Raw genomic sequence first — 25996 nt, forward strand, 5'->3', positions numbered from 1 at the left:
CATGCCGAAGCCGGACCGCGACGGGGTGGAATGGCGCAGCCGACCTTCTTCACAAAGCCGCCTGCCGCAGCGTTGGCCGACATTGCCACGCTGACCAAGGCGCAGTTGGTCGATCCCGCGAGGGGCGGCCACGTTATCACGGGCCTTGCTTCGCTCGACGAAGCGGGCCCGATGCATCTGGCATTCTTCGACAACCTCAAATATGCCGATCAGCTCAGGGCGACCAAGGCGGGCGCCTGTCTGGTCAGTCCGCGCTTCGAGGCCGAGGTGCCCGAACATGTGGCCGCGCTGCGGGTGGCGCAGCCGTTCCGCGCCTTCGTCCGGATCGCGCGGGAATGGCACGCCGACGCGCTGCGGCCCCAATCCTGGGTCGGCAACGACGGTATCGCGCCCTCGGCCATCATCGATCCCACGGCTCGGCTCGAGGACGGCGTGATCGTCGATCCCCTGGCAGTGATCGGCCCGGACGTCGAGATCGGCAGCGGCACCGTGATCGGCGTCGGAGCGGTGATCGGCCCTGGCGTGAAGATCGGCCGGGATTGCAATGTCGGCGCCCGGACCGCGATCCAGTGCGCCCTGATCGGCAACAACGTGCTGATCCATTCCGGCTGCTCGATCGGCCAGGACGGCTACGGCTTCATCTTCTTCGGCCCTGAAGGTCATCTGAAGGTGCCGCAGACCGGACGCGTGCTGATCCAGAACGACGTCGAGGTCGGGGCCAACACCACGATCGACCGGGGGTCCTTGCGTGACACCGTGATCGGCGAGGGGACCAAAATCGACAATCAGGTCCAGATCGGCCACAATGTGACGATCGGCCGGCATTGCCTGCTCGCGGCCCAGATCGGCCTCGCGGGCAGCTTGACCATCGGCGACAACGTGGCGCTGGGAGCGAAGGTTGGCATCAATAACCACCTCAAGATCGGCGACGGCGCGCAGGTGACGGCGATGAGCGCGGTCAAGGACGACATCCCGCCGGGCGGCCGCTGGGGCGGGCACTTCGCCAAGCCGACCAAGCAATGGTTCAAGGAGATCATCGCGGTGGAGCGCCTGGTACGCGACAGCAAGGCCGATCCGAAGGACGAGGGACGGGAATGACGGCGGAATCACCTGTTAAGTTCGAGCTGGTGGACATCAACGCGATCCTGCAGACGCTGCCGCACCGCTTTCCGATGCTGCTGATCGACCGCGTGATCAACATCCGCGCCGATTACAGCGGCATCGGCATCAAGAACGTCACCTTCAACGAGCCGGCGTTCCAGGGGCATTTCCCCGAGCGTCCGGTCTATCCCGGCGTCATGATGATCGAGGCGATGGCGCAGACCGCGGGCGTGATCGGCATCAAGTCGGTCGAGGGCACCGAGAAGCCGCGGGCGGTCTATTTCCTCACCATCGACAAGTGCAAGTTTCGCAAGCCGGTGCTGCCGGGCGATACGATCGAGTATCACATGCGCTCGCTCGGCCGCCGCAAGACCATGTGGTGGTTTCACGGCGATGCCAAGGTCAACGGTCAGGTGGTCGCCGAAGCCGACGTCGGCGCCATGTTGACCGATTGAGCGGCGCCCGGCGTCCGCCTCAGGTGCAATCGTAGCGGCTGCCCGCCGCCTCCCGCTTGATATTCCGGTTGAAGAACTGGCCCATGGACGGCGCGCCGAGGAGGCGCTCGACCGTGTCGGCGGTCACGCCGCAATAGCGGTGATAGGCGCCGTTGCTCGCGACGATCAGGTCCTGCTGCGCGGGATCGTAACAGACCCGCTGAAGCACCGTGCTGCGGGTGATGTCCCGGCACTCGAATGTCCGCAGATCGACCAGGCGGTGTTCGCCGGTCTCGACCGCCTCCGACACGACCGGTGTACCCGCGAGCTGTGCCAGCAGAAAGATCAGGGCCCTGACCACGATGGTTGAAGCTCCGCATGAACCTGGCGAGGGGACGGGAAGGCCGTCTCATCCGACACTTGAAACACGGCGAGATGATACGTCACTGGACAGATCGGGCATAGTCGCGCTAACCAGCCGAAAACCGAGCGACTTCAATACATAACCAGACCTTCTTGACGAGTAAGATTGGCTTGATGAGCACGATTGATCCCACCGCACGGATCGCGGACGGCGCCGTGATCGGCGAGGGTACCGAGATCGGACCCTATTGCATCATCGGCCCGAACGTCGTCATCGGTGCGAACTGCAAGCTGATCGGGCATGTGCACATCACGGCGCAGACCACGATCGGCGACGGCTGCACCATCTATCCGTTCGCTTCGCTGGGCACGCCGCCGCAATCGCTCAGCTATCGCGGCGAGCTGACGCAGCTCAGGATCGGCTCGGGCTGCACGATCCGCGAATCCGTGACCATGAACGCGGGCACCGTCGCCGGAGGGGGCGTCACCTCGGTGGGCGACCGCGGCTATTTCATGAACTGCAGCCACGTCGGCCACGACTGCCATGTCGGCAACGACGTGATCTTCGCGACCTCGGCAACGCTTGGCGGCCATTGCGAGATCGGCGACTTCGTCTTCATCGGCGGGCTGTCCGCCGTGCACCAGTTCACCCGCATCGGGGCGCAGGTCATGGTCGGGGGCGTGTGTGGCGTGCGCGACGACATCATTCCGTTCGGTCTCGTCAACGGCCAATATGCCGTGCTCGAAGGCCTCAACCTGATCGGCATGAAGCGCCGCAAGTTCACCAAGCAGCAGCTCGCCACCGTCCGCGCGTTCTACCAGAAGCTCTTCCATGGCTCCGGCACCTTCGCCGAGCGGCTGGAAGCGGCGCGGCCGCTTGCGGGCGAGGACCCTGCGATTGCCGAAATCCTCGACTTCATCGGCAAGGGCAAGCGCCCGCTCTGTCTCCCCGCCATCGCGAAGTGATCTTGGAGTGACCTTGGGATGGCCGCGGGCACGACATCGGCGGCTTTGCAGGTTTCGTCACCGGTCGGCATCGTCGCCGGCGGCGGTGCCATGCCGTTCGCGGTTGCCGAGTCGCTCGCCGCGCACGGCATCACGCCGGTGCTGTTTCCGCTGCGCGGGGCCTGCGATCCCCAGAGGGTGGAGAAGTTCCGGCATCGCTGGATCTCGGTCGGCCAGCTCGGCCGCGCGATGCGGCTGTTCCGCGAGGAGGGCTGCCGCGACCTGATCTTCATCGGCACGTTGGTGCGGCCTTCGCTGTCCGAGATCCGGTTCGACTTCACGACGCTGCGCCTGCTCGGCAATGTCATCCGCGCCTTCCGCGGCGGCGACGATCATTTGCTGTCGGGTGTCGGCCGCATCCTCGAGCAGGACGGCTTCCGCATGGTCGGCATCAAGGACGTCGCGCCGGATCTGCTGATGCCCGAGGGCTGCATCAGCCGCGCCTGGCCGAGCGATGCCAGCAAGGCCGACGTCGCGCGCGGCCGGGCGGTGCTGACCGCGCTCGGTCCGTTCGACATCGGCCAGGCCGTGGTCGTGATCGACGGTCACGTGGTGGCGGTCGAGGACATCGAGGGCACCGACGCGCTGCTCGCCCGCGTCGCGCGGCTGCGCGAGGAGGGCCGCATCCGCGCCGCCACCGGCCGCGGCGTGCTGGTGAAGGCGCCGAAGAGCGGCCAGGATCTGCGCTTCGACCTGCCGACGATCGGTCCGCGCACCATCGAGGGCGTCGCGGCTGCCGGCCTTGCCGGCATCGCCGTCATCGCGGGCAACACCATCGCCGCCGAGCCGCAGGCGATGATCGCGCTTGCCGATGCCAAATATCTCTTCGTCATCGGCCTGCCCGCGTGATGTCGCGCGATCCCAAGCGCAAGATCTTCCTGATCGCGACGGAGGAATCCGGCGACAGGCTCGGCAGCGCCCTGATGAAGGTGCTGCGCCAGCGACTTGGCGACGGTGTGCAGTTCGTCGGTGTCGGCGGCCGCACCATGGCGCGCGAGGGCCTGGAATCGCTGTTTCCGATCGAGGAGCTGTCGATCGTCGGGTTTGCCGCGGTGATGCAGCAATTGCCCAAGATCCTGCGGCTGATCCGGCAAACCGCCGACGCGGTGACCGAGGCCGCGCCCGACGTGCTCGTCATCATCGACAGCCCCGACTTCACCCATCGCGTCGCCCGCCGCGTGCGCGCGCGCAATCCCGCGATCCCGATCGTCGACTACGTCTCGCCGCAGCTCTGGGCATGGCGGCCGGGACGGGCACGGACCATGCTCGGCTATGTCGACCACGTGCTCGGCCTGCTGCCGTTCGAGCCCGAGGAATACCGCAAGCTCGGCGGGCCGCCCTGCAGCTATGTCGGCCATCCCCTGATCGAGCAATTGGGCTCGCTGCGGCCGAGTGCGGAGGAGCAGACGCGCCGCGACGATGAGCCGCCGGTGCTGCTGGTGCTGCCCGGCAGCCGCCGCAGCGAGGTCAGGCATCATCTCGACGTGTTCGGCGCAACGCTCGGTCGCTTAAGGGGTGAGGGCTGTGCGTTCGAACTGATGCTGCCGACCATGCCGCATCTCGAAGCCACCATCCGCGAAGGGATCGCGAGCTGGCCGGTCAAGCCTCGGATCGTGATCGGAGAGAACGAGCGGCGCGCCGCCTTCCGCATCGCCCACGCCGCGCTGGCGAAATCCGGCACGGTGACGCTCGAGCTCGCGCTGTCCGGCATTCCGATGGTGACGGCCTATCGCGTCGGCGCGATCGAGGCGTTCATCCTGCGACGCGCGATCCGTGTCTCCTCGGTGATCCTTGCCAATCTCGTGATCGGCAAGGATGTCATTCCCGAATATTTGCAGGAGGAATGCACGCCGGAGAAGCTGGTGCCGGCGCTTCGGGACGTGCTGACGGAGTCTCCGCTGCGCCGGCAGCAGGTCGAGGCCTTCGCCAGGCTCGATCAGATCATGTCGACCGGCAACAAATCGCCGAGCGTGCTCGCCGCCGACATCGTGCTTGCGACGATGCGGAAGAGTAGGCGAACGAGCTAAAAGACTGTTCAGCGCACGAACCTGGTTTGTACGGTTTGCTGGTCCAGTTTTTCCGGTTTTGACAGTGGTGCGGTCCGATGCGGATTTTCGCGGATCTCGATCATCTTGATCAGTCTGGCATTCTCCAGATCCTGAGGCTGAAAGCCGATCCCGCCCGTGCCCGCGAGCGCGAAGCAGTCCTCGAACTTCGTCACGCCATAGTCGGGCAAGCGATAAAGGTCGGTCGCATGCAAAACGGTGGGCCGCTCCGTGACCCACTCCGCCGTACGGCCTCGCGCCGGAAATTCGATGGGAAATCCGATCGGGTAGGGATTCGGAATCGTCGGCGCAAGGAGATCGACCGAAAGCGACTTTCCGCCTTGCGTTTCGTTCTTGATGAAAAAACGGACGTGGTCTTGCGACAAAACGGTGAGAACACATCTGACGCGGTCTTCCGGTCGGACCGGAAAGTTGCGGAGTATCCATGGACCAGTGTCGCGGTCACCGCGAAACCACCATTGAACCCACGCTTCCGCGGACGGCGGGCCAACGCTGCCGTCAGCGGCAACCACGATCTTTTGCGTCGTCCCGATCTGCGGTAGCGAAACATCGAAGCGCCGATGACCATCGATCCCGATCCAGGTCGAACAGCGATAATCGCCCGGCGCGGCTGAGGGGGCCATTGCCTTGGGGACTTGCCAGGCCCCCCACACCTGTGTGAACTGGGCGCCCTCCGTCGCCGCAATACATGCGCCCGACCAGTTGAAGCTGGTTTCGTGTCGGCCGGGATAGCCCGCGCCCAAACGGCCGCGGTTGACCCGAAAGTCGGGAGCGGAGCCCGGATAGATCATAGGCAGAACTTCGAGAGGCTTGGAAAGAAGCTTGGCCCATAAGGCCTCTGCCGTGCGTCCCGCGCCCGGGGGCGGCTTGGGCGGAAGCCGGTAGAATTCGAGCTCCCGCGCATCGGCATTCAGCGCGTCGAAGTCCTTGGACGGCGGTGGCGGCGGCAACAATATCTGCCGCCCCAGACTCGCGTTCAATTCGTCCCGCGTAGGAAGCTTGCTCAGCTCGGCACCACTCGCGCGCGCGCTCACGGCCACTCCCCCTTGGCAGCTGTGACCAAGTCATCGAAACTTGGCACGGACGTTTTGTTGTCCAAGATATTGTAGAGATCACTGGCCAATCGAACGCCGGCATCCGTGTCATTCTGGTAGTGCAGACCGGCGATCTGGCGGTTTCGCGCGATCCGGCCGGCGAGAACGGTGAGATCGTTCGCCATCGGCTGCACCGACGCTGGTAGCACCGACGTCAGGCAGCGCGCGACCAAATGCGCCTGAGTCGCGTGCCCGCTGGGATAGGACGCGTGACCGGGAACCTGGATCGGCGGCAACAGCGCGGGGCAGATTTGCGACGGTCGTGGCCGCTTGTAGTAGGCTTTCCAATGCATCGCGACCTGGAGCGCGATCAGGCTTGCCGTCGTCATCACGCGACAGGTGTTTGGATGCGAGTTCGGCGTGACGTTGAGAAGCGCCATGAAGTAGCTCAGAAACTCGTCGTTTTGCGCAAAAATCTCGCCGAGCGCGTCCGCCCGCTCGTCTTTGGCCATTGTCACGAGCGCGTCGATCTCAAGTCCGGTGTTCGCATAGTTCGGTTGGGCAACCATGATCGTGCTCCACCCGCCGTGAATGGCGAATTCGGCAAGCATCCGCCAGGCGTACCAGTCCGGGGTCCAGCTCCGGTCCGGGAACTCGGTGACGGTGGTACGGTTGGTGCTGACGCCCGTTTCCGTAATGAACGGCAGGTCTACGCGATCCGGAAAGATCCAACCGCCGCCGCCCGAGGCCGCGTTGCCGACGTTTCCAGCATTCCCAGCGTTGCCTGCGTTTCCCGCATTCCCGGCGTTGCCTGCCATCGCAGCCTCCCAATGATTTGCCGCCTATCTCTTGCTAAAAACTCAGTCAGGAAATCCTGCCGCCTTGAGTCGTTGTCGAAGATTGTCGCGGGTGGCCGCGTTGAGCGGCGTGCGGTCCGCCCAGGCTTGCAAATGGAAATTCGGGTCAACCAGCATATGGCGTTGCATGATCTGGCGCGCGTCTTCAAACTTTCCGATGGCCACCAGGCTGGCTGCGAGGATGCGGAAGTTCGAGGTGAAGCGCTCATTATGCTTCGCCGCTCGCCAACCCCAGGCGGCCGCTTCATCGAAATTGCCGTTGATGTAGTGGGCCTGGGAAAGCAGGTGTTCGTGCCAGAACACGTGTGAATCCAGCGGCGACAAGCGCAAGCCATGTTCGGCGCGCAAGACGGCGGTCGAGCCTTCGCCGAGATAGCCGCAGGTCGCACTGCTCATCGTCCATGCCATGGCCGAATTGGGACCGACCGTGATCGCGCGGTCCAACAGGCGGGTCGCCGTCTCGAAATCCTTGAACAGAAACGAATGCACGTGACCGTCGATCGCCAGCGCGAGCGCATCGTTGCCATCGCGCTCGATTGCCTTGGCGGCATTGCGCGACGCCTCCATGCTGTCGGCCGCGGCGTCGGTGGACCAGCCCTGGCCGACCCTGAACATGTACCAGTATGCGAGGTAGGAATAGGCCGGCGCATAGGTGGGGTCATGCGTGATGGCCTGCTGCAGCAATCCGCGCGCCCGCGAGAACGAGTCATAGTCCATGCGGTACAGATAGCTCAGCGCCTGGAGAACCAGATCGTAGGCGGTCAGATTCTGCGGATGCTTGCGCAGAGCCCGTGCACGCTCCCACTCGCGAACATGTGGCGCGATCGTCGTGACCACGCGCGTCGAGATTTGCTCCTGCAGTGCGAACAGCTCGCTGAGCTCGCCTTCGTGACGATCGGAGTAGATGATGTTGCCCGACTCGGTATCGTTGAGCTCGGTATTGATACGCAGCCGTCCGCCGGAGCGGCGAACACTGCCGTAGAGCACATAGCGCACGCCCAGCTCGCGACCGATGGCGCGGACATCGATGATCTCGCTGCCATAACCCAGCGTCGACCCGCGCGATATCACGAACAGCTCCTTCAGCGCGGAAAGCGCGTGAATGATCTCGTCGACAATCCCCTCCGCGAAATAGGCGTCATCCTGACTGGCAAGATTGCGGAATGGCAGAACGACGATGGATGGCCGGCCCTGCGCTCTGATTGGACTATCTGCCACCGGATGCGGTGAACGCTCGATGCGCAGCCCGAACGCTTTGACGGGGCGCGACAGATTCCGAAGATGCAGCTCGCCGAAGTCGACGACGGAGACGCCGGCCTGTTCACTGATCTGATCCGCGACAGCACCCGAGACGACGATGCCGCCGGGCTCGGAGTAGGTCTGAAGCCGAGCGGCGATGTTCACGCCGTCGCCATAAATATCCTCCCGTTCAAAGATCGCGTCGGCAACGTTGATTCCCATCCGGAGACTGATGAAGCGATGTTCCGGTTCTTCCGCCGACATCGCATTGGCGCCGTGCTGAATTGCAAGCGCGCAGTGGGAGGCGTCATTTGCACTGTCGAACACCGCAAGAAAGCCGTCTCCGGTGTTCTTGATCACTTGCCCCCTGTGCTTTGCGATCGTCGGGTCGATAATTGTCGCGCGGAGCGAGAGGACCCGCTTGTGGGTATCTTCCTCGTCCGCTTCCATTAATCGGCTGTAACCGACAATGTCGGCCGCGAGCACGGCCACCAGCTTGCGCTGACCAGCAGCAACCTCTTGCACGGCGCCCGGCCCTACAAGCGCGTCGGGTCTCGGGCTGGCATCGGGTTCACGGGGGATGGCCATAGTGTATCCCTGGTCACTCTGATGCGTGGGTCCTCGCCGCCGTTTGGACGCTGTTCCCTTAGCTAAGCCTGTTTTCCCGGGTTTCACAAGCCGCGGTTGTTTCGCGCAAATAGACTAATCCTCATTTTCGCAACCAGCCCGTGAATACGGTCAGGAGGCAGGTTGCGATTCTCTGGCGAAAACGGCAACCGCCTATGGCGCGTGCGACAGAAACGGCCTGGTCGATAGCCGCGATCGCCGGCTTGCGACCCCATTGCGGACTTCAGTCTCCTTCGATCCAAATTTCTGCTTTGCTCAGGGCGTTGAGAATGCGGTCTATGTCTTTGGGATCAAGCATTGCCCCCTCACAGAGCTTATTCAGCTCGCCAACCACCTGTTCGAGCCGATGAGAGCCTCTTACGAACGGCAGCTCGCGGCCTTTGAAGCTGCATATGGCGAATTGCTTCTCCTGGCTTTGCAAGCGTGCGCCAAGGGAGAATGGGGGCTCTTCGGCTCGTATGATCGGGTCGGCTTGCGCAGCCCGGCAAGGGAGGAACTGCTCGAATTGGGCTCAAAAATCGAACGCCTGCGCGACAAATGCGGTTTGGAGCCCTTCGCGCTTCATGCACGTTTCCTGCAGACGGGCTCTCGCCTTTCAAACACTCCGGGTGAGCCGAAACTGGCTCAGAGGTGGTTGGACGAGCTCACATGAGCATTCTCACCGCTACAATCCTGTGAGGCACTCCACAAGTTCTATTTCGGAGTTCCGGTCTGGCCACCCGAACCGGTGGTCTGCTCACTTCCCGGTCGGCCCGGAGGATGCGCCGAAGCGGCCGGCTTGTCCTGATCGGCCACGTATCCTGACTCTCCGGAGTTGCGGGTCTTGATTCCTTTGTCCGCATCGCGCTGCATCTGCTCGTTGGGCTGACCGGCCTTGAGCTCTTGGTCTACGTCGCGGCTCATCTCCTCCTTGGTCTGCCCACTGGGTGCGGCCTTTTGCTGTTGGGCCGTTGCTTGGAAGGTCACTGCGCTTCCGGCAACTACAATCAGTGCGAGAATTGCTGTTCGCATGCTTATCCTCTACGGCTTGCTCCGGCCCCTAAACGCGCGAACCTCCCAAGGTTTCCTAGTTCCAATCACGATTGTCGAACATCACGTCTTGCGATCGGTGCCCGTCCTAGGCAAGGCCGCCATCGACCCGAAAACACTGGCTGGTGATGCGCTGGCTTTCGTCGGAGGCGAGGAACAGTGCCATGTTCGCGATGTCCTCGGGCGTTACCGCATCGGGCACCGCCTGGCGCGAGCGTATCTCGGCAATGACCCGATCGTCCGGATACCACAGGCGGCGCTGACGTTCGGTGATGACCATGCCCGGCGCGATCGCGTTGACGCGAATGCGGTCGGAACCGACCGACCGCGCCAGCGAGTTGGTGAAGCCGACGATCGCCGCTTTCGCCGCGGCATAGACCGGCAGCGCCGGCGCGCCGCGCATCCAGGCGATCGAGGACATGTTGATGATCGAGCCGCCGCCGCGCGCCTGCATCTGCGGCACCACCGCTTGCGCGGCGAAGAAGACGTGTTTGAGATTGACGCCGATCATCCAGTCGAACTCGGCTGACGTGACCTCGGCGAGAACCTGGCGCTGATCATTGGCGGCGTTGTTGACGAGAACGGCGGCATCGCCGAGTGAACGCTGGGCCGCTGCCATCGCGCTGCGCAGGGCATCGATGTCCAGGAGATCGCAGGGCACGAACAGCGGCGGGGGCCCGGACGAGGCCGCAACTTCCTGCGCCAGGGCTGCGCCGGCGTCCTTGTCGATGTCGAGGAAGGCGACCCGGGCGCCTTGGCCTGCGAAGGCCCGGACGAAGGCGGCGCCGATGCCGCTGGCGCCTCCGGTGATCAACACCACGCGGCCGGCAAGGCTGGAATAGGTCGTCTTCGTCATGCGATCAGGCGCTCCGTCTCGGGGTCGAACAGGCAAATGCGGCGGGTGTCGAGCGCGAAGGCGGCGGACGTGCCGGGCGCGGGGCGGATATCCGGCGAGACACGCGCCATCGCGGGCTCGCCGCCGAGCCGCAGCAACACCATGGTCTCGGCACCGGTCGGCTCGACCAATTCCACCGGCGCCTCGACGAGGACGGGCGCTTCGCTGGAAAACGTGCGGCTGCCCTCGGCAATGCATTCCGGCCGGATTCCGAACACCACCTTGCGCCCGACGAAGGGGGCTGCGGCGTCATATCCCCTCAGGCGCAGACGAAGCTCGTCGGGCCGCCCCGCGCCGATCACGACGACCGGCCCGTCATTTTCGGCCTCGAGCCGCGCCGGCATGGTGTTCATCGGCGGCGAGCCCATGAAGCGTGCGACGAACAGATTGGCGGGATAGCGGTACACGGTATCGGGGTCGGCGAATTGCTGCACGCTGCCCTGATGCATCACGGCGATCCGTGTCGCCATCGTCATCGCCTCGATCTGGTCGTGGGTGACGTAGACGATGGTGGCGCCGATGCGCTGGTGCAGCCGCTTGATCTCCATCCGCATCTCGACGCGCAGCTTGGCGTCGAGATTGGAGAGCGGCTCGTCGAACAGGAAGAGCAGGGGATTGCGCACCAGCGCGCGTCCCATCGCCACCCGCTGGCGCTGGCCGCCGGATAATTGCGAGGGCTTGCGGCCGAGCAGCGGCTCGATCTGGAGCAGCTTTGCGACATTGCCGACCGCAGCGTCCTGCTCGGCTTTGGGAACGTGACGGCATTCCATGCCGAAGGTGATGTTCTGGCGCACCGTCATCGAGGGATAGAGCGCGTAGGACTGGAACACCATGGCGATGTCGCGGTCTTTCGGCGCGACGTCGTTGACGACGCGTCCGCCGATTTCGATCGTTCCCGCGCTCGGGCGGTCGAGCCCGGCGACGATGTTGAGCAGGGTCGACTTGCCGCAGCCGGACGGGCCGACCAGCACGGTGAACTCGCCGCTCTCGATGTCGAGCGCGATGTCCTTCAGCACCTCCAGATTGGCGTAGCGCTTGGACAGGGCGCGAATGCTCAGTGCTGCCATGACAACTCCATTGACGGCAACTCCATCATTTCACGGCGCCGGCAGTCAGGCCGCGGACGAAGTACTTGCCGCCGAGCAGGTAGATCAACAGCGTGGGCAGCGCGGCGATGATCACCGCTGCGCTCTGCACGCCATGCTGCGGGATATCGGCGATTGCGGCGGACAGCGCGATGAGAGCTGCGGTGACGGGTTGCTGCTGGCCGGTGGTGAACGTCACGCCATAGAGGAACTCGTTCCAGATGTGGGTGAACTGCCAGATCACCGTGACGATCAGGATCGGCCCGGAGAGGGGCAGGATGATGCGCCAGAAGATGCGGAAGAACCCGGCGCCGTCGATCCGCGCGGCCCTGATCAATTCGTGGGGAACGGCGACGTAATAGTTGCGGCAGAACAGCGTGGTGAAGGAGAGCCCCTGAATGGTGTGAATCAGCACGAGCCCGGTCAGCGTATTGATGAGGCCGACGTCCCGCAGCACGATGGTCCAGGGCAACAGGCGCATCTGCTGGGGGAGGAACAGGCCAAGCGTCACGATGCCATAGATCCAGTTGTCGCCGCGAAAACGCCAGAGCGACACGGCGTAACCGGCGATTGCGCCGAGCAGGGTCGAGATGATCGTCGCCGGAATCGTGACGAGCGCGGAATTCAGCATGTAGGGCCGGATGCCGGCGCAGGTCTCGGCGACGCAGAAGCCGCTCCACGCCCTCGCATAGTTGCTCCAGGCCCATTGTTGCGGCCAGCCGATCATCGAGGCCTGCGCGATCTCCTCGTTGCTGCGGAGCGAGTTCAGGACGACGACAACCAATGGCGCGAGATAGGCGGCCGCGACCAGCGACACGACGAGATAGATCAGAAGCCGGCTCGGCGCGAAGGTTCGCTCACGCATGGGTGGTCCGCCTTTGTCGGACATAACGCCAGGCTGCATAAGGCAGCAGCACCGCGAGCAGAATGAGCAGCATGAGCACCGCCGCTGCCGCGCCGCGGCCGAGCTGGCTGCGTTGGAACATGAGGTCGTAGACGACGAGCGCCGGCAGCTGGGTCGCGATTCCAGGCCCGCCATTGGTCAGCGCGCGGACGAGATCGAAGGCCGAGATCGCAAATTGCAGCTGGACCACAACCACGGTGATCGTGATCGGCCAGAGTGTGGGCAAGACGACGCGTCGGTAGATTCGAATCGGCCCGGCGCCGTCGATCTGCGCCGCCTTGATGATGTCGGCGTCGACGGATCTGAGACCGGCGAGAAAGAGCGCCATGGCGAAGCCCGAGGATTGCCAGATCGCGGCGATGACGATGGTCCAGATCGCCATGTCGCGGTCGACCAGCCAGTCGAACCTGAAGGATGTCCAGCCGAGGTCGTGAACGAGCTTCTGGATGCCGATGCCGGGATTGAGCAGCCAGCTCCAGACCGTGCCGGTGACCACGAAGGACACCGCCAGGGGGTAGAGGAAGATGGAGCGCAGCACGTTCTCGCCGCGAATGCGCTGATCGAGCAGGATCGCGAGCAGCAGACCGGTCATCAAGCTCAGCAGCACGAAAGCACTGCCGAACAGCAGCAGATTGTCGAAGGCGATCTGCCAGTTCCGGCTCGCCAGGACCGCCGAATAGTTGCGCAGACCCACCCAGCCCGTAACAGGGATCAGGGTGGAGGGGGTGAACGAGATCCAGATCGTCCAGAGCGAAAACGTCACGAGATGCGCCGCGGACAGGAGCAGCGGCACCCAGATCATCAGATATTCGGGCAGCCGGCGCACCCAGTCGGGCGTCGCCGGCCGCGCTGCTGTTGCGACCACGTCGGTCAACGCGCACCCTCGACGGCATCGGCAAGACGAGTGACCGCCTGCTCCGGCTTGATCGTCTTGTTCTTCACGTACTCGGTGAGCACGTCGATCATCGCGGCGGTCAGACCGTTTTGCTGCGCCATGTTATGGGCGAGGCTGAGGACGGCCTGATTGTTGGCGACCGCGTCCTTCAGCGCGGCTGCGGTCCGCCGTTGGCCGTCCGACCAGCCTTCGCCAGAGAGGTCGACATCGGTGCGCACCGGGATCGATCCGGTGATCTGCGAATACATGGTCTGGATCGCCGGATCCATGACGAGCTGGGCCATCAGCATCTGGCCGGCCTGCAAGTCAGGCTCCTTGCGCTGCCAGAAGATGAAGGCATCGGCATTCAAGAGGAAGACCGGCTTGCCGTTGTCGCTGGGTCCGGGCGCGATGATGAAATCGTCGAACTTGAACCCGGCGTTGCGCAACACGCCCTGCGCCCATCCGCCCTGGATCATCATGCCCATGTCGCCGTCGATGAAGCGCTTCAGATTGGTGGCATAAGGCTGTGCGCCAACATTGGGGTCGCACCAGTCGGCGATCTTGCGGGTTTGTGCGAAGGCAGCCTTGATCTCGGGCCCCTCCAGCGCCTTCTTGTCGAGGTTCATGATCGCCGCGCGATATGCGGCCGGGCTGATGCCGGCAAAGGAAGCCTCGAATTTTTGCCCGTCATCGGGACGGGTGCCGCCATTGGCGAGTGGGTAGTTCATTCCGGCCGACTTCATCTTGTCGGCAAGCTCGTTGAAATCAGCCCAGGTGACGGGAATCTTGTCGGCCTTGGCCTTGTCCATCCCGCGCTTGGAGAGGAACAGCATGTTGGTGCTGTAGATCTGGAGCGGCAGGGCGATCCACTTGCCTCCCGGCTTGTGCAATTTTGCAAGGTCCGGCGCGACCACCTTCTCATATCCGGCGGCGGCGACAACGCTGTCGAGATCCACGGTCGGAGCAATCTTCGACCAGGCCGCGATCTCGGGCCCCTTGAGCTGTGAACAGGCCGGCGGATCGCCGGCAATGATCTGGGCCCGCAGCTTGTTCATCATCTCCGTGGTGAAGCCTGGGACGGGCGAGTGCTGCCAGACCCCGCCCTTCTCCTCGAATTTCTTGCCGAGTGCCGTAATGGCCGCCCCGTCGCTGCCGGCCGACCATTGCGAGATCGCGGTCAGTCGCGGCTTGGCCGCGCCTTGCGCGCGAGCAAGGTGCGGAAATGCGAGCGCGGCAGCAGATCCAGCGAGCAGACGACGCCTTGTTGTTGTGATCGGCATGGCAGTTCCTCCCGGTGTGAAATCTTTCGCCCTTGCGGACGATTCAGGCTCAGCGCATGTCAGGCCGCCTCCGTCGAGGCCGCGGGCATGCCGCCACGGCTGGCGAGACAAAAGGCGGCGAAGGCGAGCGCAGCCTGCGGGTCGTTGCCCGTCGACGGCGGCACGAAGGCGAGCGAGACCTGCGCCAGTTTGCGTCCGCCCAGCAGGCAGGCGTCGATCCCATCGACCAGTGCTTTCCGATCCTCTTCCGAGAGAAGCGACGGCCAGCCGCTGATCGCAACGCCGCCGCACGGCTTGACGTTCAGCGTATTGCCGATCGCAAGCCCGAGCCGGAACAGCCGCCGGCGCAACTCCTGCCGCACGCGCGATGAGATCGGGACCGTGTTGACCCATTCGTTGCCGAGCTGCAGCAGCTCGGTTTCGGAAACGCCGAGAAGCTCAGCCAGCGCGGGAATCGACGCATAGGCCTCGACGCAGCCGTAATGTCCGCAGCGGCAGCGCGGTCCGTCAGGCCCGAACACCATGTGGCCGAGCTCGATCGGCTGCAGAGAGTCTGCCTCGGCCGGATCATCCATCCAGGCGCCGGCGACGCCGTGGCTGACGAGCACGAACAGATGAGTGTCGTTGAACGGGTAGTTTTCCGTGCGGCAGCGGTGAAAGGTGGCATGCGCGACGACCGAATTGGTAAATTCGAGCGGCACGCCCGCGAACATCTCGCCGAACAGGTAGCCGATGCGAGCAACGTCGCAGGGAATGATCGGATTGGCCGATATGCTGAGACGGCCGAGGCCGGGAATCGAGACGCCGATCTGGGACAGGGTGATCCGGCGGCGCCGCGTCCAGTCGCGCAACGAATTCATCGCTTCGCGAAATGCCCGGCCGACGGTCTCGACGTCAGGCGTCTTCGGGAGCGGCACACGCTCGGTGTAGTGCAGCTCGCCCGACAGGCCGCCGACCCCGACGCTGAGCCGCTGCGCCGTCAGCTCGAAGGCTGCCAGCGCCACTGCGCCGTCGAGGGACACGAGACCGGTCGGTCCGCCGACGTAAGGGGCAGGGCGCCGCATTTCCTCGATCAGGCCCTCGGCCTTCAGGTCGAGCAGGATGCGCGACAGGCTCGCTTCCGACAGGCGCACGGCCTTCGCCAGTGGCGGACGAAACGAGCCGCCGGACTGAAGCAGATGGGTCAAAATGGCAGCGCGCGTCTGCCGCCGACTTCTCGGCTGCTCCGGCATTTCCGTCCCTGTCGTCATTCTTACTTAGAGTAAGAATGCGCGCGGAGCGTTTCGACTGTCAAGGCGCTTGCCGCCGTGAGCACGGACTTGTTGTTGTGCGCGGCAGCACGAGGAAACTGCGGGCGTAAAACAAAAACGGCGCCATCTTTCGATGACGCCGTTTCGAAGCCGTGATGGCCTGACGTCAGCGCTTGTCGATCGACACGTAATCGCGCTTGGCGACGCCGGTATAGAGCTGGCGCGGGCGGCCGATCTTCTGCTGGGGATCCTCGATCATCTCGCTCCACTGGCTGATCCAGCCGACGGTGCGGGCGACCGCGAACAGCACGGTGAACATCGAGACCGGGAAGCCCATCGCCTTCAGCGTGATGCCCGAATAGAAGTCGACGTTCGGGTAGAGCTTGCGGTCGATGAAATACTGGTCGCTGAGCGCGATCTTCTCGAGCTCCATCGCCACCTTCAGCATCGGATCGTCGCCATGGCCGGTCTCCTTGAGCACGGCATGACACATCTTCTGCATGATCTTGGCGCGCGGATCGTAGTTCTTGTAGACCCGGTGGCCGAAGCCCATCAGGCGGACTTCGGAGTTCTTGTCCTTCACCTTGGCGATGAACTCGGGGATCTTGTCGACCGTGCCGATCTGATAGAGCATGTTCAGCGCGGCTTCGTTGGCGCCGCCATGGGCCGGGCCCCAGAGGCAGGCGATGCCGGCCGCGATGCAGGCGAACGGGTTGGCGCCCGAGGAGCCTGCGATACGCACCGTCGAGGTCGAGGCGTTCTGCTCGTGGTCGGCGTGCAGGATGAAGATCTTCTCCAGCGCGTCGGCGAGCACCGGACTGACCTTGTAGTCCTCGCAGGGCACCGCGAAGCACATGTTCAGGAAGTTCTCGGCAAAGCCGAGCGAGTTCTTCGGATACACGAAGGGCTGGCCGACGGTGTATTTGTAGGCCATCGCCGCCAGCGTCGGGATCTTCGCGATCATGCGCATGGAGGCGATCATGCGCTGCTTCGGATCGTTGATGTCGGTAGAGTCGTGATAGAACGCGGCAAGCGCGCCGACGGCCGCCACCATGATCGCCATCGGATGGGCGTCGCGGCGGAAGCCCTGGAAGAAGCGGGCCATCTGCTCGTGCACCATCGTATGATGGGTCACGCGGTGGTCGAAATCCTTCTTCTGCGCGGCGGTCGGCAGGTTGCCGTAGAGCAGGAGGTAGCAGGTCTCCAGGAAGTCGCCGTGCTCGGCGAGCTGCTCGATCGGGTAGCCGCGGTATTCCAGCACGCCCGCGTCGCCGTCGATATAGGTGATCTTGGACTGGCAGCTCGCGGTCGAGGTAAAGCCCGGATCGTAGGTGAACAGGCCGGACTGGCCGTAGAGCTTACCGATATCGATGACGTCAGGCCCGACGCTGCCGCTGAGGATCGGGAGATCGAAATTCTTGTTTCCGACCGTCAGCGTCGCGGTCTTTGGGCTTTCTTTTGCGTCCATCAGAGGTCCCCGATGTGTGGTGAAACGGGCCGGAGCCGGAGACCCCCAGGGCGACCATGGGGGGCAGGCCGGATGTTCCAGAATGTGGGGGAGATGGGTATATTATTGCTATGTGCGCTGCAAGATCGCCGCACGCATGGTCGACTTACGTCGTAGACTGATCCCCGAGCCGGCCGAGGCTCTCCTCGCGTCCCAGCACGTCCAAAACCTCAAATATACCAGGCGACGTCGTCCGTCCGGTGAGCGCCGCCCGAAGCGGCTGGGCAACCGCGCCGAGCTTGAGACTATTTTCCTCGGCAAAGGCGCGCAGCGCCGCTTCCGTGGTGGCGCCGCTCCACGTCTCGACTTTCTCCAGCGCGGAATGTAGCTGGCCGATCAGCTTGCGGTTCTCGGGCGTCAGCAGCGCCTGCGCCTTGGGATCCGGCGCGAGCGGCCGGTCGGCGAAGATGAAATGGGCGCCGTCGATCAGCTCGATCAAGGTCTTGGCGCGCTCCTTGAGGGCCGGCATGGCCTTGAGGAGCTGCGCGCGCGTGGTGTCGTTCAATTTGGCCTTGATCTCGTCGCGGCTCGGCACGATGTGGTCGAGCACGTCCTCGAACATCCTCACGAGCGAGTGATCGTCGCTATGGCGGATGTAGTGGCCGTTGAGGTTTTCCAGCTTGGCAAAATCGAAGCGGGCGGCGGCGCGGCCGACGCTGGCGAGATCGAATGCGTCGACCATCTCCTCAGTCGAGAAGATCTCCTGATCGCCGTGGCTCCAGCCGAGCCGGACGAGGTAGTTGCGCAGCGCAGCCGGCAGGTACCCCATGGCACGGTAGGCATCGACGCCGAGCGCGCCATGCCGCTTGGACAGTTTCGAGCCGTCCGGGCCGTGGATCAGCGGGATGTGGGACATGCTCGGCAGCGCCCAGCCCATCGCATCGTAGATCTGCTTCTGGCGGGCGGCGTTGATCAGGTGATCGTCGCCGCGGATCACGTGCGTGACGCCCATGTCGTGGTCGTCGACCACCACGGCGAGCATGTAGGTCGGGTTGCCGTCACCGCGCAGCAGGACGAGATCGTCGAGGTTCTCGTTCTGCCAGACCACGCGGCCCTGGACCTGGTCCTCGATCACGGTCTCGCCGGTCTGCGGCGCGCGCAGGCGGATGGTGGGCTTGACGTCGCTTGGCGCCGTCGCCGGGTCGCGGTCGCGCCACATGCCGTCATAGAGGCGGGTGCGGCCTTCGGCGCGCGCCTTCTCGCGCATGGCGGCAAGCTCCTCGGCGGTGGCGTAGCAGCGGTAGGCCTTGCCATCGGCGAGCAGCTGCTCGGCGACCTCGCGGTGCCGGGCGGCGCGGGCGAACTGGTAGATGACCTCGCCGTCCCAGCCGAGCTCGAGCCACTTCAACCCGTCGAGGATGGCGCCGATCGCGGCCTCCGTGGAGCGTTCCCGGTCGGTGTCCTCGATCCGCAGCAGCATCTTGCCGCCGTGCTTCTTGGCATAGAGCCAGTTGAACAGCGCCGTGCGGGCACCCCCGATATGGAGGAAGCCGGTCGGCGAGGGAGCAAAGCGCGTGACGACGGAATCGGACATTCTTGGCAGGGCCTATGCATTGGAAGGCGGTGGTGTATAGCAGGAACGGGACATAACTAAAGGGCGACGGCGGACCTGGTGTGCCCAGCTTAAGCTCTTGGCGCGGCCACGCGAATTTGGCAGAAGGACCGCTGATTTCGCTACAGGATTTTCGGAAATGACAGAACCGGTGGCAGCTGAGGTTGGGCGCGATTTCATTCGTGACATCATCCAGGCCGACCTCGACCAGGGCAAATACAAGGAGATCGTGACCCGGTTCCCGCCGGAGCCGAACGGCTATCTGCATATCGGCCATGCCAAGTCGATCGCACTCAACTTCGGCATCGCCCAGGAGTTTCCGGGTCGCTGCCACCTGCGCTTCGACGACACCAATCCGGTCAAGGAAGAGCAGGAATATATCGATTCCATCCAGGCCGACGTGCGCTGGCTCGGCTTCGACTGGGGCAAGAACCTGTTCTTCGCTTCGGACTATTTCGATCGCCTGTACGATTGGGCGGAGCAGCTGATCCGCGACGGCCTTGCTTATGTCGACGACCAGACCCAGGAGGAGATCCGCCTCTCGCGCGGCACGTTGACGGAGCCCGGCAAGAATTCGCCGTTCCGCGAACGCTCCGTGGAGGAGAATCTCGACCTGTTCCGCCGCATGAAGGCGGGCGAATTCCCCAACGGCGCGCGCGTGCTGCGGGCCAAGATCGACATGGCCGCGGGCAACATCAACCTGCGCGATCCCGTGTTGTACCGCATCCTGCATGCGCACCATCCGCGCACCGGTAACGCATGGTGCATCTATCCGAGCTATGACTATGCCCACGGCCAGTCGGACGCCATCGAAGGCATCACCCATTCGATCTGCACGCTGGAATTCGAGGACCACCGGCCGCTCTACGACTGGTTCATCGAGAAGCTGCCGGTGCCCTCACAGCCGCATCAGTACGAATTCGCGCGGCTGAACCTGACCTACACGCTCTTGTCCAAGCGCGTGCTGACCCAGCTCGTGCGCGACGGCCATGTCGCGGGCTGGGACGATCCGCGCATGCCGACCATGGCGGGCATGCGCCGGCGCGGCGTGCCGCCGGCGGCCCTTCGCGAGTTCGTCAAGCGCATCGGCGTCGCCAAGGCCAACAGCGTCGTCGATGTCGGCATGCTGGAGTTCTGCATCCGCGAAGAGCTGAACCGCACGGCGCAGCGGCGCATGGCGGTGTTGAAGCCGCTGAAGGTCGTGATCGAAAATTATCCGGAAGGGCAGACCGAGGAGCTCGAGGCGATCAACCATCCCGACGACGCTAGCGCCGGCACGCGGAAGATCACGTTCGGCCGCGAGCTCTATATCGAGCAGGATGACTTCATGGAGGATCCGCCGAAGAAGTTCTTCCGCCTGTCGCCGGGCAACGAGGTGCGGCTGCGCTACGCCTATTTCGTCAAGTGCACCGGCGTGATCAAGAACGACAAGGGCGAGGTGGTGGAGCTGCGCTGCACCTATGATCCCGCGACCAAGGGCGGCAACGCGCCCGACGGCCGCAAGGTCAAGGCGACCATGCACTGGCTGCCGGCGGCGGCATCCAAGCCGGCGGAGATCCGCATCTACAACCAGCTGTTCGCTAGTCCCAGCCCGGATGCTTCGAATTTCGCGGCCGATCTCAATCCGAACTCGCTGGAGATCCTCACTGAGGCGCGGGTCGAGGCGTCCGTCGCGGAGAGCAATGCGACCGAGCCGATGCAGTTCGAGCGCCAGGGCTATTTCGTGCGCGACAAGGACTCGACGCCCGGCAAGCCGGTGTTCTCGCGCACCATCGGCCTGCGCGACACGTTCGCGAAAGAAGTCGCGAAGGGCTGAGGCAAAGCGCATGAGCGACGAGGCCGACACCATCGTTTCCGCCATCATCGCGAAATGGTGCGCCGGCTTCTCTGTACTCGATGCGGCCGCGCTGTCCTCGCTCTATGCGAGGAACGCGTTCTTCTTCGGCTCCAACCCGAAGCTCTATCGCGGCCGGAAGGGCGTTGCCGACTATTTCAACGGCCTGCCGCGCTGGCGCAGACCGAGCGCGACCTTCTCCGACGTCAACGCCGCGCAGGCAGGTCCTGATCTGATCAACATGGCCGCGACCATCACGTTCGATCTCGCCGGCGAGCGGGACGATCTCGTCGTCAAGATGAGCTGGGTCATCATCCGCGAGGACGGCGACTGGAAGATCGTCAATCACCACGCCTCGTCGCAGGCGCCGCTGATCTGATGGCGCTTTTGTCATTCCGTAATGGCCCGAAGGGCCAAGCCCGGAATCCATAACTCCAGTTCGTGGTTATGGATTCTCAGATGCGCAAATTGCGCATCATAGCTCGCGCCAAGTGGCGCGCCCCAAAATGACGGAAGGATACGAACCGAAGCTCTCTCCGAGCGTTGAGGTGGCTCCAAACAAGGATTCCGCCATGCAGAACATCGCAGAGCATATGGAAGTGATCGGCGCCGACGGCGTCCACATCGGCACGGTCGATCGCGTCGAAGGCAACCGTATCAAGCTGACCAAGAAGGACAGCGGCGTGGGCAGCCACAAGGGCCATCATCATTTTATCGACAAGGGCCTCGTTGCCGATGTCGAAGGCAACAAGGTGCGGCTGTCCGCCAAGGCGGACGTTGCCGTGACCATGGAAGAGGAAAAGTAGACCGCTCCATCGCTCGTTCCCGATCTGTACCGCTATTCGCGCAGCCGCACGGTCCGGTAGCCTCCGCAACCGTCGCGTATCGTAAGGTGCAGGGGAATGGTGGAGCCGGGGCGGCCAGGACGCTCCCAGGGAGTTGCGGGGACGTGGCCGGTCGGCCGCGCTACCCCGACCGGCGGCTTTGCGCCGACGGGCCTTGGCATCTGGCCGGCCATCGTCGAAACGGTGCGCCAATGGGCGCGTGCCGAGGCCGGGCCTGGCCGGTTGTTGCCGTGGGTGCCGGTCGCCTTCGGCGGCGGCATTGCGCTTTATTTCTCCGCCGATCATGAGCCGGTGCTGTCTGTGGTTGCCGCGACGGCCGTCGCGCTGATGCTCGGTGCGGTGCTATTGCGGCGGAGCCGGCTGTTTGCGCCTGCCATCATGCTCGCGGCGCTCGCCGCCGGCTTTGCGATGGCGACCTGGAAGACGGCGCGCATCGCTCATCCCGTGCTGGCCAAGCCGCTCTATTCGGTGTCGCTGTCGGGCTTCGTCGAAGCGCGCGACATCCGTGAGCGTACCGATCGCTTCGTGCTGCGCGTCAGCGCGATGGAGGCGCAGCGCAGCGAGGTCAAGCTCGAGCGCGTTCGCCTCTCGGTTCGCAAGGGCACGGCGCCGGAGGTCGGCAGCTTCGTGCAATTGAAGGCGCGGCTGATGCCGCCGATCTCGCCGGTGCGCCCCGGCAGCTATGATTTCTCGCGCGACATGTTCTTCCAGGGCATCGGCGCCTCCGGCTTCGTGATGGGCGCGATCACGGCGTCCACGCCGCCGGGTGCCGGCGGCCTGCGGCTGCGCTATGCCGCCTTCATGCAAGACCTGCGCGATGCGATCGATGCGCGCATCCGCGCTACCCTCGAAGGCGACAACCGGGCGATCGCAACGGCGCTGCTCACGGGGCGGCGCGATGCGATCACCGCGCCCGTGAACGATGCCATGTTCGTCTCGGGCCTCGGCCATGTGCTGTCGATCTCCGGCTATCACATGGCGGTCGTCGCCGGCGTCGTCTTCTTCGCGGTGCGCGCGCTGCTGGCCCTGATCCCGGGGCTGGCGGCCGGCTTTGCCATCAAGAAATGGTCGGCGGCCGCGGCGCTGGTGGCGGCCGCGTTCTACCTGTTGCTGTCGGGCGCGGAGGTCGCGACGCAAAGATCGTTCTTCATGACGGCGGTGGTGCTGATCGCCGTGATGGTCGACCGCCGCGCCATCACCTTCCGCACGCTGGCGGTGGCGGCGCTGATCGTGCTCGCGGTCGCGCCGGAGGCATTGGTGCATCCGAGCTTCCAAATGTCGTTTGCGGCAACGCTTGGGCTGGTGGCCCTGGTACAGATCGGCATGCCGAACCTGCTCGCCTCGCCCGATCATTCCGCGACGGCGCGGATCGCGCTGTGGGGCGGCCGCGAGATCGCGATGCTGTTCCTGGCCTCGCTGATCGCGGGGCTCGCGACCACGCCATACGCCGCCTTCCACTTCCATCGCGTGACCCCATACGGCGTGCTCGCCAACCTCGGCGCCATGCCGGTGGTCTCGGCGCTTGTGATGCCGGCCGGGCTGCTCGGACTGCTCGCGGCGCCCTTCGGGCTCGACGGCGTGTTCTGGTGGTTGATGGGAATCGGCATCGAGTGGATGGTCCTGGTCGCGCGCTGGGTGGCGGCCCTGCCGGGCGCGGTCGGCCGCATTCCTGCCTTCGGGATCGCGCCGCTGGTCGCGGCGAGCCTCGGGCTCATTGTTATGGGCCTGTTGCGCACGCCCTTGCGCTGGTCCGGCGCCCTCGTGCTGCTGGCAGCGATCCTCTGGGGACTGTCGGTGCGGCAGCCCGACATCCTGATTGCCGGGGATGGTGCGAGCGTCGCGGTCCGGGGCGGGGATGGGCGCCTGCATGTGATCCGCGCCGGCAAGGACAGCTTCCTGCTGAAAGAGTGGTTGGCTGCCGATGCCGATCCGCGCGATGCCGGCAACGCCTCATTGGCGAGCGGGGTGTCGTGCGACGAGTCCGGCTGCGTGGCGCCGCTCGCGGACGGACGGCTCATCGCGCTAGCGACGCGCATCGACGCGCTGGCCGATGATTGCAGCCGCGCCGCGCTGGTGGTGACGGCGCGGCCGGCGCCGTCCGATTGCGCGGCGATGGTGGTCGATCGGGCCCGTCTTGCCAGTCAGGGCGCACTGGCTCTGACGCGCAGCGGAGAGGGGTTTTCGGTGCAGGTGGTGAGGGCGAGGGGAGCAAGCCGTCCCTGGCTGCCGGCCGGCGCCGGCGAGGGGGATTTCGACGGCAGCCTCGTGCCGAAGGCGGCCGTACCCCGCAACCGGGACGCAACGCCATCGGAGGCCGACTTGCAGGCCGACGATTGACGCGGATCACAAATACCAGGCCAGCACCGCGTCAAGCCTTCCGTTGCCGATGACCGGCAGGGCCACCATTCGGCTCAGCCCGGCTGCGCGGGCTTCGGAGCCGGCGATCGAGCCGTCACTGGTGAGATCGTCGTTGAGCGCGGGCATGCCGACGGCCCAGGCGCCGCCGATGCTGCCTTCCCCCTTGGCGATGGACTGCGCCGCATAGCGTGCGGCGAGGTCGGTCTGCGCGCTGCAATCGCCGGCGCGAAAGACCAGCGCCGAACGGGCCTCGTTCGGGACCCAGATCTCGAAGCGTCGCGCAATCGGCGTTGCCTGCGCGGAGAGGAATGTCAGAACCCAGGTCTGGTCGGTGCCGGTTCGGTAGGGCACGCCGACGCCGAGATTGATCCCGACCTTGGCGGCGTCCTCCCAGCGCAGGAAGCTCTTGGCGTCGTGCAGGTCCTTGATGATCAGCGGCAGGCCCGCCTTCCAGGTGCGTCCGGGCAGGCCGAAGCCGCGCGGAAATCTGGTGTGGCGGGAGTTGAATTCGAACATGTCCGCCGTGCCGTAATAGCCATCGACGAGCCCCATCTCGTGCGAGAGATCAGGATCGTTGTGCCAGAGCTCGATCGCGCCGACATGCGCCTCGTCGTCGCCGCAGAACAGCACCAGCACGGCTTGCAGGAATTCGCCCGCGAACACCGGCACCGCCACGCCGCAGGTGAGGCCGGCCGCAGCGGCCTGATCGGTCCGCTTGAAATAGGAGTTGGCGAATTTCGTGAGGATGACGGGGTGACCACAGGCCCAGGCCTTGCCTGGAAGTCCCTCGTCGTATCCGAAGTGCAGCTCTTCGCTGACGGCCTTGAACGCGGACAGCCCTTCACCGTAGAGGCCGCCGCCGAATTCCAGCCGCATGCGCGTCCGGTCGGGTATCCAGAGTTCAACGACGCGAATAAAGGTCTTCATCGAGCGTGTCCGCCGCCTCGAACCACGACAGCATCGGTCATTTGGCTGCGGAGCGGACGTTCAAAATTCAGGCAGGACGGCCCAAACTTCGTGCGGCGACGGGCTTACCGATCGAATGTCCTGAAACACAAACCCACCGGGCTCGCCGGCCTCGGCCGGCGACGGCAATTTCAATCCCGGGCTCGGCCTTTCGGCCGATGGGCGTCAGCCGATCGGCAGGCGCGTGATCGTGGGCCGCGTGTCGGCGATGATCTGCGGCTTGTGCTCGCGCTCGGGGGCTGGCTGCGTCACCGGCAATTGCAGCACGGTCGCGCGCTGGCCTTCGACGAGCTGCGTCACCAGCACGTACTTGCCGTCGGGGAATTCGATCGCGTCATGATGGCGATCGGGAATGTGCGGGTCGATCTTGCCGAACTTGCCGACGCGGGAGTTCACGGTGCGCGTCCAGATCCAGCGGTTGTCGTAGCGGACGTTGTCGGCGAAAGCGAGCTCCGTCCCCGGCAGCAGACAGACCGCGACGGAGAGATCGGCTTCGGAAGCGAAACCGCGCGTCGAGGTGCCGCGGAAGGTTGTCGTGACGATCGTCTCGCCGACCTCGGCGGGGCGCGTCGCGACGGCATGCAGGCTGTAGTCACACATCGGGTGCTCCTCATGCTGGAATAGCGACCCGCGTCTCTTTCGAGGCGCAGGCCTCTATCAGAGTGGAAGCCTGCAACGCTCTGCTCGGTTATGGGCAAATCTGCGGCTCGCGTCCGCAGCGCGCGATCACATTATCTTTCCCGGATTCAATAGGAACAAACCTCGCGTCCTTGCATTCGGCCGGAGCTATCGGCACGGCCGGCACGACTCTGCCGGCGAAGCAGAAATGGCTGCGGGCCTGCATGGGCGGATGTCGCGCGGCGGATGTCGCGCGGGAAGAGGGCCGGA

25 protein-coding genes are annotated in these 25996 nt (G+C 64.7%); 10 read left to right on the forward strand and 15 right to left on the reverse strand.

Annotated elements, in window-relative coordinates; all coding sequences use genetic code 11:
- The first annotated feature begins 30 nt into the window (after positions 1–30).
- Together lpxD and fabZ are read left to right on the forward strand one after the other, a co-directional pair.
- Positions 31–1098, forward strand: a complete 1068-nt coding sequence (gene lpxD / locus AC24YW_RS20630) for a UDP-3-O-(3-hydroxymyristoyl)glucosamine N-acyltransferase (protein WP_487484432.1) — start codon at positions 31–33, stop codon at positions 1096–1098.
- Positions 1095–1556 carry a 3-hydroxyacyl-ACP dehydratase FabZ gene (gene fabZ / locus AC24YW_RS20635; RefSeq protein ID WP_036010015.1) on the forward strand — a complete coding sequence of 154 codons (462 nt, stop codon included), beginning with the start codon at positions 1095–1097 and terminating at the stop codon, positions 1554–1556. The genes lpxD and fabZ overlap by 4 nt, the downstream gene beginning before the upstream one ends.
- 19 nt (positions 1557–1575) lie before the next feature.
- Here the strand turns inward: fabZ and AC24YW_RS20640 are convergent, their stop codons facing one another.
- Positions 1576–1896 (reverse strand): KTSC domain-containing protein, encoded by a 321-nt coding sequence (locus AC24YW_RS20640; protein ID WP_487484433.1) that lies wholly within the window; start codon positions 1894–1896, stop codon positions 1576–1578.
- A 176-nt stretch (positions 1897–2072) separates the two neighbouring features.
- Between AC24YW_RS20640 and lpxA the strand changes: the two genes are divergently transcribed.
- From lpxA to lpxB, 3 genes are read left to right on the forward strand one after another with little or no spacing between them, the layout of a single operon-like run.
- Entirely contained in the window at positions 2073–2864 is a 792-nt protein-coding gene (gene lpxA / locus AC24YW_RS20645; protein ID WP_487484434.1) for an acyl-ACP--UDP-N-acetylglucosamine O-acyltransferase, read from the forward strand.
- Between the two features lie 18 nt (positions 2865–2882).
- The gene (locus AC24YW_RS20650) at positions 2883–3752 is read left to right on the forward strand and encodes an LpxI family protein (RefSeq protein WP_487484435.1); all 870 of its coding nucleotides are present in this window, start codon (positions 2883–2885) and stop codon (positions 3750–3752) included.
- Positions 3752–4930: a lipid-A-disaccharide synthase gene (gene lpxB, locus AC24YW_RS20655; RefSeq protein WP_487484436.1), complete on the forward strand. Its 1179-nt coding sequence runs from the start codon at positions 3752–3754 to the stop codon at positions 4928–4930. Before AC24YW_RS20650 ends, lpxB begins: the two co-directional genes overlap by 1 nt.
- 8 nt (positions 4931–4938) lie before the next feature.
- Here lpxB and AC24YW_RS20660 read toward each other — a convergent pair whose 3' ends face one another.
- Genes AC24YW_RS20660 through AC24YW_RS20670 form a run of 3 tightly spaced genes read right to left on the reverse strand, consistent with a single transcriptional unit; the run spans position 4939 to position 8687 of the window.
- Positions 4939–6003 (reverse strand): G1 family glutamic endopeptidase, encoded by a 1065-nt coding sequence (locus tag AC24YW_RS20660; RefSeq protein ID WP_487484437.1) that lies wholly within the window; start codon positions 6001–6003, stop codon positions 4939–4941.
- On the reverse strand, positions 6000–6821 hold the full coding sequence (locus AC24YW_RS20665) for a phosphatase PAP2 family protein (protein ID WP_487484438.1): 822 nt from the start codon (positions 6819–6821) through the stop codon (positions 6000–6002). The genes AC24YW_RS20660 and AC24YW_RS20665 overlap by 4 nt, the downstream gene beginning before the upstream one ends.
- 42 nt (positions 6822–6863) lie before the next feature.
- Complete coding sequence (locus tag AC24YW_RS20670; protein WP_487484439.1) at positions 6864–8687, reverse strand: adenylate/guanylate cyclase domain-containing protein; 1824 nt, start codon at positions 8685–8687, stop codon at positions 6864–6866.
- Between the two features lie 253 nt (positions 8688–8940).
- Between AC24YW_RS20670 and AC24YW_RS20675 the strand changes: the two genes are divergently transcribed.
- Entirely contained in the window at positions 8941–9378 is a 438-nt protein-coding gene (locus AC24YW_RS20675; protein ID WP_487484440.1) for a hypothetical protein, read from the forward strand.
- Between the two features lie 41 nt (positions 9379–9419).
- On the opposite strand, the gene AC24YW_RS20680 is transcribed toward AC24YW_RS20675, so the two are convergent.
- The 9 genes from AC24YW_RS20680 to gltX all read right to left on the reverse strand — a co-directional run bounded on the left by AC24YW_RS20680 (position 9420) and on the right by gltX (position 19087).
- Positions 9420–9737, reverse strand: coding sequence for a hypothetical protein (locus tag AC24YW_RS20680; RefSeq protein WP_487484441.1), 318 nt, complete (start codon positions 9735–9737; stop codon positions 9420–9422).
- 106 nt (positions 9738–9843) lie between these two features.
- Positions 9844–10611 carry an SDR family NAD(P)-dependent oxidoreductase gene (locus AC24YW_RS20685; protein WP_487484442.1) on the reverse strand — a complete coding sequence of 256 codons (768 nt, stop codon included), beginning with the start codon at positions 10609–10611 and terminating at the stop codon, positions 9844–9846.
- The gene (locus AC24YW_RS20690) at positions 10608–11717 is read right to left on the reverse strand and encodes an ABC transporter ATP-binding protein (protein ID WP_036044282.1); all 1110 of its coding nucleotides are present in this window, start codon (positions 11715–11717) and stop codon (positions 10608–10610) included. Before AC24YW_RS20690 ends, AC24YW_RS20685 begins: the two co-directional genes overlap by 4 nt.
- Before the next feature lie 25 nt (positions 11718–11742).
- Positions 11743–12600, reverse strand: coding sequence for a carbohydrate ABC transporter permease (locus tag AC24YW_RS20695; RefSeq protein WP_198399728.1), 858 nt, complete (start codon positions 12598–12600; stop codon positions 11743–11745).
- Positions 12593–13513 carry a carbohydrate ABC transporter permease gene (locus AC24YW_RS20700; RefSeq protein ID WP_487484443.1) on the reverse strand — a complete coding sequence of 307 codons (921 nt, stop codon included), beginning with the start codon at positions 13511–13513 and terminating at the stop codon, positions 12593–12595. Before AC24YW_RS20700 ends, AC24YW_RS20695 begins: the two co-directional genes overlap by 8 nt.
- A complete protein-coding gene (locus tag AC24YW_RS20705) occupies positions 13510–14796 on the reverse strand; it encodes an ABC transporter substrate-binding protein (protein ID WP_487484444.1) in 1287 nt (428 codons plus the stop codon). Before AC24YW_RS20705 ends, AC24YW_RS20700 begins: the two co-directional genes overlap by 4 nt.
- A gap of 59 nt (positions 14797–14855) precedes the next feature.
- On the reverse strand, positions 14856–16028 hold the full coding sequence (locus tag AC24YW_RS20710) for an ROK family transcriptional regulator (protein WP_487484630.1): 1173 nt from the start codon (positions 16026–16028) through the stop codon (positions 14856–14858).
- 184 nt (positions 16029–16212) lie between these two features.
- On the reverse strand, positions 16213–17514 hold the full coding sequence (gene gltA / locus AC24YW_RS20715; protein ID WP_487484445.1) for a citrate synthase: 1302 nt from the start codon (positions 17512–17514) through the stop codon (positions 16213–16215).
- A gap of 145 nt (positions 17515–17659) precedes the next feature.
- Complete coding sequence (gene gltX, locus AC24YW_RS20720) at positions 17660–19087, reverse strand: glutamate--tRNA ligase (RefSeq protein ID WP_487484446.1); 1428 nt, start codon at positions 19085–19087, stop codon at positions 17660–17662.
- Between the two features lie 157 nt (positions 19088–19244).
- On the opposite strand from gltX, the gene AC24YW_RS20725 reads away from it, so the two are divergent.
- The 4 genes from AC24YW_RS20725 (at position 19245) to AC24YW_RS20740 (ending at position 24121) form a co-directional block, all read left to right on the forward strand.
- Positions 19245–20921: a glutamine--tRNA ligase/YqeY domain fusion protein gene (locus AC24YW_RS20725; RefSeq protein ID WP_487484447.1), complete on the forward strand. Its 1677-nt coding sequence runs from the start codon at positions 19245–19247 to the stop codon at positions 20919–20921.
- Positions 20922–20931: 10 nt separating this feature from the next.
- On the forward strand, positions 20932–21318 hold the full coding sequence (locus AC24YW_RS20730) for a nuclear transport factor 2 family protein (protein ID WP_487484448.1): 387 nt from the start codon (positions 20932–20934) through the stop codon (positions 21316–21318).
- 193 nt (positions 21319–21511) lie between these two features.
- Positions 21512–21745 carry a DUF2171 domain-containing protein gene (locus AC24YW_RS20735; protein ID WP_487484449.1) on the forward strand — a complete coding sequence of 78 codons (234 nt, stop codon included), beginning with the start codon at positions 21512–21514 and terminating at the stop codon, positions 21743–21745.
- Between the two features lie 96 nt (positions 21746–21841).
- Positions 21842–24121 (forward strand): ComEC/Rec2 family competence protein, encoded by a 2280-nt coding sequence (locus tag AC24YW_RS20740; protein ID WP_487484450.1) that lies wholly within the window; start codon positions 21842–21844, stop codon positions 24119–24121.
- 6 nt (positions 24122–24127) lie between these two features.
- Here AC24YW_RS20740 and AC24YW_RS20745 read toward each other — a convergent pair whose 3' ends face one another.
- Both AC24YW_RS20745 and AC24YW_RS20750 read right to left on the reverse strand, forming a co-directional pair.
- Entirely contained in the window at positions 24128–25069 is a 942-nt protein-coding gene (locus tag AC24YW_RS20745) for a GAF domain-containing protein (protein ID WP_487484451.1), read from the reverse strand.
- A gap of 204 nt (positions 25070–25273) precedes the next feature.
- Positions 25274–25708: a hypothetical protein gene (locus AC24YW_RS20750; protein WP_487484452.1), complete on the reverse strand. Its 435-nt coding sequence runs from the start codon at positions 25706–25708 to the stop codon at positions 25274–25276.
- Positions 25709–25996 lie beyond the last annotated feature (288 nt).

This window comes from Bradyrhizobium sp. USDA3516, assembly GCF_057651995.1.